A 7,027-nucleotide genomic window follows, 5' to 3' on the forward strand; every position below is an offset into this window, starting at 1 on the left:
CGCTAGACCTGGCCGGTCCGGGTCGGCGTCAGCCGTGCGCGGTGATCACGCGTACTCCCTGTGCAGTACGCGGCCGGTGTGGGGAGCCTCGTCGACGCCGTCAGCGCCGGGAACCTCGTCGATGCCGGAGCCTCGCCGATGCCGTCGACGCCGGGAGCCCCGCCGACGCGACCGGGGGTCAACGCCCGGCGGCGGGGGGCGGGACGAGACCGGCGTCGCGGGCGAGGCGGGCCACGGAGTGCGCGAAGAACGTGTCCCGGTCCTCCACAACACGGTTGAACTGCCCGAACACCTCGAAGGAGATCAGCCCGAACACCTGGGACCAGGCGGCGACGAGGGCGACGACCAGGTCCGCCGGCAGGTCGGCGGCGAGGTCGTCGGTCATTCTGACGGCCTCGGGGCGCAGTTCCTCGGCGAGCGGGGGCGGCGCGACCCCCCGGCCCCGATAGGCGTCGCGGGCGATGGAGATGAGGGCGAGGCCGACCCGGGAGGCCGGCTCGATCGTGTCCTGCGGGGCGGCGTAGCCGGGGATGGGAGAGCCGAAGATCAGGGCGTATTCGTGGGGGTGGGCCAGCGCCCAGGCACGTACGCCGGAACAGACGGCGGTCCAGCGGACCACGGGGTCGGGCTCCCGTCCGGGCTCCCGTCCGGGCTCCCGTCCGGACCCTGGTCCGCCATCGGGGCCGGTCGCGGGGCCGGCGCTGTCTCCGGCCTCTGCGCCGGACTCGGGCCCGGACTCGAGCCCGGACTCGGACCCCGACCCGGCGAGGGCCCGCTCGGCGGCGGCGCCGATCGCGTCGTAGGCATCGATGATGAGGGCGGTGAGCAGCTCGTCGCGGCTCGGGAAGTAGCGGTAGAGCGCCGATGACACCATGCCCAGCTCGCGGGCGACCGCGCGCAGGGAGAGTTTGGCGGCTCCCTCTGCGGCGAGCTGCCGGCGCGCCTCGTCCTTGATGGCGGCGGTGATCTCGCCACGAGCCCGTTCCCTGGCTCCTCGCACGGTTCTGCTGCTGGTGCTCATGCGGAGCAGTCTCTCACCTTTCGGAGCACCGACCAATAACGAGAGCACTGCTCTTGCTTTGAATCACCGATCCGGTGCACACTGCTCTCATTCGAGAGCAGTGCTCTCCCAATGGATCAACGATGGAGATCGCCATGTCGTCGTCGCGCCACTACGTGAAGGCCAACGCGTTCGAGATGCGGATGAACGGAATCGTGGGCTGGCTCGCCCGCCGCGGAGTGAGCCTCCTCGGCTCCGCCGAGCTCTCCGTACGCGGCCGCAAGAGCGGCTTGATGCAGCGCATCCCCGTCAATCCGTTCACCCAGGACGGGGCGCAGTACCTGGTCTCGGCCCGCGGCCACTCCCAGTGGGTGCGCAATATGCGCGCCGCGGGCGGCGGCGAGCTGCGCGTCGGCCGCAAGGTGCGCACCTTCACCGCGGTGGAGACCCCGGACAGCGAGAAGCTCCCGGTCCTCCGCGGCTACCTCGGGCGCTGGGGCTGGGAGGTCGACCGGTTCTTCAAGGGCGTCACCGCCAAGTCCTCCGACGCGGAGATCCTGGCGGCCGCCCCGGACCACCCGGTGTTCCGGATCACCGTCGCCAAGTGACAGCGGTCCCTCCGGGCCTTTCCCAACCGCTGGGGAGCAATGCGCGCCCCGTTACGAGGTGATGCGCGCCCCGTCGGTCTCGGACTCGCCTGCCTCGCCCGGCTCCTCGGCCGCGGCAGGGCCTCCCGCCCCAGCGGCCGGACGGGTGCGGTCAATGGCCTCAAGGGCGCGCCGCGCGAGCGCGTGGGTGCGCACGATGCCCGCCAGCGACGTCGAGCCGCGGGTGATGTCCGCGAAGGCCTTCCAGGCCGGCCGGAATCCGGTGATCGCGGCATGGAGCAGGCCGGGGCGCCGCTCGAAGATCGCGAGCATGCGCCGGCCGACGCTCATCTCCACGCCAAGTCCGGCCTTGATGGCGAAGGCGTAGTTCAGGGCCTGACGGCGGGCGTCCACGGCGTCGTTGGCCTCCGCGATCCGTACCGCCCACTCCCCCGCGAGCCGCCCGGAGCGCAGCGCGAAGGAGATGCCCTCACGCGTCCACGGCTCCAGCAGTCCCGCTGCGTCCCCGCAGACGAGCACCCGGCCGCGGGACAGCGGCGAGGCGTCGGCACGGCAGCGCGTCAGATGCCCCGTCGAGATGGCCTGTTCGAAACCGGCCAGGCCCAGCCGTGCGATGAAGTCCTCCAGATAGCGCTTCGTGGCGGCCCCTTCGCCGCGCGCCGAGATCACCCCGACGGTCAGCACATTCCCCTTGGGGAAGACCCAGCCGTAACTCCCGGGAATCGGACCCCAGTCGATGAGCACCCGCCCCGCCCAGTCCTCGGCGACCGTCTCCGGCACCGGGATCTCGGCCTCCAGGCCCAGATCCACCTGGTCGAGCTTCACCCCGACATGGGCTCCTATCCGGCTGGCACTGCCGTCCGCACCGACGACGGCGCGCGCGAGCACGGTCTCTCCGTCGGCGAGGACGACCGCGACGGTGCGGCGGTCCGGCACCGCCGGTCCGTGCTGCTCGACCCGGATGACGGTCGCTCCGGTGCGCAGCACCGCGCCCGCCTTCCGCGCCTGCTCCACCAACCCCGCGTCGAACTCCGGCCGGTTGATGAGCCCGAAGAGCATCCGCCGCGACCGGCGGGTGCGGGACAGTCTGCCGTTCAGCGAGAACGTGACCGCGTGCACCCGGTCCTGGAGGGGCAGCTCGAAGCCGGGTGGCAGGGCGTCCCGCGAAGGCCCGATGATCCCTCCGCCACAGGTCTTGTAGCGGGGCAGCTCGGCCTTCTCCAGAAGCAGGACCCTGCGGCCCGCGACGGCGGCCGCATAGGCCGCCGACGCTCCCGCGGGTCCCGCGCCGACCACGACGACGTCCCACACCGGCTCGTTGTGTCCGCCCACGGCATCTGCGTTCTCGCTGCTCACGATGTGCTTCTGCTCCCGATCCGACCCATGATCCAAGCTCTCGACGGCATCCTACGGCGCGGCCCGTGCCGTCCCTCTGTGGGAGGATCGCCCGTACCTTCGCAGTACACACAACGTCGCACCCACAAGGAGCGTGCCCATGACCGCGAATCCGATCGCCGAGACCGTCGCAGCATTGATGCCCCGCGCGAAGGCGGAGCTCACGGAGCTGGTGGCGTTCCACTCGGTGGCGGACCCGGCCGTCGCCCCCAGGAGTGAGTGCGAGGCCGCCGCGGAGTGGGTGGCGGGTGCGCTGCGCGCCGAGGGCTTCCAGGATGTCGCGCTGCTCGACACCCCGGACGGTTCCCAGTCGGTCTACGGCCTTCTGCCCGGCCCCGAGGGCGCGCCGACCGTGCTGCTCTACGCCCACTACGACGTGCAGCCGATGCTCGACGAGTCGGCGTGGGTGACGCCTCCCTTCGAGCTGACCGAGCGGAACGGCCGCTGGTACGGGCGCGGCGCCGCCGACTGCAAGGGCGGCTTGATCATGCACCTGCTCGCCCTGCGCGCCCTGAAGGCGAACGGCGGCATACCGGTCTCCGTCAAGGTCATCGTCGAGGGCTCGGAGGAGCAGGGCACCGGCGGCCTCGAGCGGTACGCGGAGGCGCACCCGGAGCTGCTCACGGCCGACGCGATCGTGATCGGCGACAGCGGCAATTTCCGGGTCGGCCTGCCGACGGTGACGGCGACACTGCGCGGTATGACCATGATCCGCGTTCAGATCGACACGCTTGAGGGCAATCTGCACTCCGGGCAGTTCGGTGGCGCCGCGCCCGACGCGCTGGCGGCGCTCATCAGGGTCCTGGACTCCCTGCGCGCCGACGACGGCTCGACGGTCGTCGACGGTCTGGTGTCGGACACGGCCTGGGAGGGTCTGCAGTACCCGGAGGAAGACTTCCGCAAGGACGCGAAGGTGCTCGACGGCGTCGATCTGATCGGGAAGGGGACGGTCGCCGACCGCATCTGGGCCCGCCCCGCCGTGACCGTGATCGGAATCGACTGTCCGCCGGTGGCCGGCGCGACGCCGTCCGTACCGGCGAGTGCCCGCGCGCAGATCAGCCTGCGGGTTCCGCCCGGCCAGGACGCGGCCAAGGCGACCGAGTTGCTGTACGCGCACATCGAGAAGCACACGCCGTGGAACGCGCGCGTGTCGTTCGAGCAGGTCGGCCAGGGTCAGCCGTTCAGCGCGGACGTGAACAGCCCGGCGTACGCCTCGATGGCGGAGGCGATGCGGATCGCCTACCCGGGCGAGGAGATGCAGACGTCGGGCATGGGCGGCTCGATTCCGCTGTGCAACACGCTCGCCGCGCTCTACCCGGAGTCGGAGATCCTGCTGATCGGGCTGAGCGAGCCGGAGGCGCAGATTCACGCGGTGAACGAGAGTGTCTCGCCCGAGGAGTTGGAGCGCCTGTCGGTCGCGGAGGCGCACTTCCTCGTGAACTACGCGCGCTCGAAGCAGGGTTAGGCCCTGTCCGGGCGATCTTCGAGGACCAGGCCGCGGCGTCAGATGCATGGGGTCTCCCCCGGCCCCCTGGGGCCGAGGGGACGCATCGCAAGGCGGTGGGGGCACCTCCCAGGCGCAGCTCTGGGGGAGATCGCCCTCGTACTGGGTGTACTTGGGCGACTCCGACAACACAGCGTGGGGGTACCCCCAGCGGTAGCTGGGGGAGTGCCGTAGCTGGGGGTACTCCCCCTGGCTCCGCCGGGGGCACCCCCACCCAGGCGAAGCTCTGGGGGAGCGTCGCGGGCCCGACAAGGTCGCCCGGACAGGGCCTAGCGTGCGGATCCAGGTCGCCCGGCCAGCAGACCGTCCACGGCCCGGCCGAAAACACGCCGGCCCGCCATGGCCAGTACCGGGTCGAACACCCCGGGCACCCCCCGCACCCGCAGGTCCTCCACCCAGGTCACGCGCGTCCCGCCGGGCGTCTGCCGCACACCGATCTCGGCCCAGCCCAGGACGGTCCGGCCGTGCTTCTCCAGTCGGCAGTGCCCCGGCCGCCCGTGCTCCGGCGGCTCCCAGCGCACGACCTCCATCGGATCGTCGAAGCCCACCGGCCCCACACCCGTATGCGCGACGAGCAGGGTGCCCTCGGCGGTGGGGCCCGGTGTCAGCACCGAGATCCGGGTCAGTGGCACCTGCGCGGCGTGGGTGGGCCAGTCGGTGAGCCGCCGCCATGCCTCCCCGGCCGGCAGCGGCGTCGTACGGCTGATCCGGAAGACGGTCACTCCGCAGGCTCGGCCGGCTCGCCCGCCACCACCAGATGCGGCAGATGCTCCGCGATCTCCTCGCGTGCCTCCGGCGGCAGCCCCGCGTCCGTCACCAGCGTGTCGACGTCCTCCAGCCGCCCGAACGAACTCAGCCCCACCGTCCCCCACTTGGTGTGGTCGGCCACGACCACCACCCGGCGCGCCGAGCGCATGAACCGGCGGTTCGTCTCCGCCTCCGCCAGGTTCGGCGTGGACAGGCCCGCCTCGACCGAGATTCCGTGCACCCCGAGGAACAGCACATCGAAGTGGAGGGAGCGGATCGCCTGATCCGCGACCGGCCCGACGAGCGAGTCCGACGGCGTCCGCACACCACCGGTGAGGACCACCGTCGCCGCCGCGGTCCGCTGGCCGCTCGCCGCGCCCGCCCGCTGCGCCGTGTGGAACACATCGGCGACCCGGACCGAGTTCGTCACCACCGTCAGGTCGGGGACGTCGACGAGATGCTGCGCCAGGGCGTAGGTCGTGGTGCCGCCAGAAAGAGCGATCGCGCTGCCGGGGAGCGCCATCACCGCGGCAGCCCGCGCGATGTCCTCTTTCGCGCTCAGCTCCAGTGAGGACTTGGCCTCGAAGCCCGGCTCGTGCGTACTCGTGTCGGCCACCGGCACCGCACCGCCGTGCACCTTCTCGATCATGCCCTGCCGGGCGAGGGCGTCCAGATCCCGGCGCACGGTCATGTCGGACACGTTCAGCCTGCGGGTCAGCTCGTTGACCCGTACGCCGCCGCGCCGCCGTACCTCGTCGAGGATCAGGGCTTGCCGCTGCTCCGCGAGGAGGTTCTGATTGTCGCTCACAGCCGGGGTAGGTCCTTTCGTCGTGCCGTCGCGTCACCGCTGTTCACCAAGGGTTCTCATCCTGCCACGGTCCGTTCGCGCCGGGCACGGGGAGATTCCGTGAGAGCCCTGCGGCAGACGCCGTGATCCGGGATTCTGGTCCAGCGCCGTAGATCCTCCCACCAGAGAGCGAGTCACAGAAGTGTCCCCTGCCTCACCGGATCCGGTCCCGCAGAGCGGCGGCGGCGCCGCTCTGGAGCTGTTGGTCCACGGCGTCGGCGGGGCCACCCCGCAGGACATGCTCGGCGACCCGCGTACGGTCCGGATAACCGGTGACGGGACCGCCGCCGTGTACCGGCGCAGCGACGACGCCGAAGCCGAGCAGCACCCCGAGCGCTATCAGGACGGACCGGTCCCGGAGGCCTACTGCTGGTCCAACCTCACCTCCGGCAACGGTGCAAGGGCGCTCTGGCTGCTGCTCCTGCCCTTCATGGTCGTCAACCTGGCCCACTGGATGCGGCCGACGACCAAGGGCCCGGCGAAGACAGTGCGCCTGTACGGGATGCTGGTCCGGCTCGTCGCGCTCAGCCTCACCGTCCTGCTCACCGCCACCGCCTGCGAGGTCGCCCTCGATCTCACCGCCTGGCAGTGCGCCGGCTCGGCACGCTGCTCGGCGGACAGCTCCTGGATCGGCTTCCTGTCCGCCACGGGCGACGGCTGGTGGTCCCAGCCCGGCCGCCGTCTCTCCGTGGCGGCCCTTCTCCCGGCCGCGCTGGTGGGCCTGCTCTGGTACCTGTCCAACCGCACCTGGAACGCGTACGAGGCCCAGCGCCCGCCGAACACCACGACGGCCGAGCAGCCCGAGGCCGCTCACGCGACATCGCAGCCGGACGAGGAGTCGCTCCGGCCCGCGCTCGGGCGGCCCGGGTTCTGGTACGGGCGGCGGCTCGTCGCGCGACTGCGGGCCGCGCACACCGCCGCGGGCT

Annotated in this window: 6 protein-coding genes and 1 pseudogene; 3 read left to right on the forward strand and 4 right to left on the reverse strand. The window is 71.9% G+C overall.

Going from position 1 to position 7,027, the window contains the following annotated elements; all coding sequences use genetic code 11:
* Window positions 1-178 precede the first annotated feature (178 nt).
* A complete protein-coding gene (locus ACWGI8_RS35960; RefSeq protein ID WP_453667529.1) occupies window positions 179-1,021 on the reverse strand; it encodes a TetR/AcrR family transcriptional regulator in 843 nt (280 codons plus the stop codon).
* A 122-nt stretch (window positions 1,022-1,143) separates the two neighbouring features.
* On the opposite strand from ACWGI8_RS35960, the gene ACWGI8_RS35965 reads away from it, so the two are divergent.
* The gene (locus ACWGI8_RS35965; RefSeq protein WP_453667531.1) at window positions 1,144-1,608 is read left to right on the forward strand and encodes a nitroreductase family deazaflavin-dependent oxidoreductase; all 465 of its coding nucleotides are present in this window, start codon (window positions 1,144-1,146) and stop codon (window positions 1,606-1,608) included.
* Window positions 1,609-1,659: 51 nt separating this feature from the next.
* Here ACWGI8_RS35965 and ACWGI8_RS35970 read toward each other — a convergent pair whose 3' ends face one another.
* Window positions 1,660-2,964, reverse strand: a complete 1,305-nt coding sequence (locus tag ACWGI8_RS35970) for a geranylgeranyl reductase family protein (RefSeq protein WP_453667533.1) — start codon at window positions 2,962-2,964, stop codon at window positions 1,660-1,662.
* A gap of 139 nt (window positions 2,965-3,103) precedes the next feature.
* Here ACWGI8_RS35970 and ACWGI8_RS35975 point away from each other — a divergent pair, with 139 nt between their 5' ends.
* A complete protein-coding gene (locus ACWGI8_RS35975) occupies window positions 3,104-4,468 on the forward strand; it encodes a M20/M25/M40 family metallo-hydrolase (protein ID WP_453667535.1) in 1,365 nt (454 codons plus the stop codon).
* A gap of 308 nt (window positions 4,469-4,776) precedes the next feature.
* Here the strand turns inward: ACWGI8_RS35975 and ACWGI8_RS35980 are convergent, their stop codons facing one another.
* Window positions 4,777-5,229, reverse strand: coding sequence for an SRPBCC family protein (locus ACWGI8_RS35980; RefSeq protein WP_453667537.1), 453 nt, complete (start codon window positions 5,227-5,229; stop codon window positions 4,777-4,779).
* The gene (locus ACWGI8_RS35985; RefSeq protein WP_453667539.1) at window positions 5,226-6,062 is read right to left on the reverse strand and encodes a DeoR/GlpR family DNA-binding transcription regulator; all 837 of its coding nucleotides are present in this window, start codon (window positions 6,060-6,062) and stop codon (window positions 5,226-5,228) included. The genes ACWGI8_RS35980 and ACWGI8_RS35985 overlap by 4 nt, the downstream gene beginning before the upstream one ends.
* A gap of 181 nt (window positions 6,063-6,243) precedes the next feature.
* Here ACWGI8_RS35985 and ACWGI8_RS35990 point away from each other — a divergent pair.
* Window positions 6,244-7,027, forward strand: a pseudogene (locus tag ACWGI8_RS35990) (hypothetical protein); the annotation flags it as partial.

This window comes from Streptomyces sp. NPDC054841, assembly GCF_053611045.1.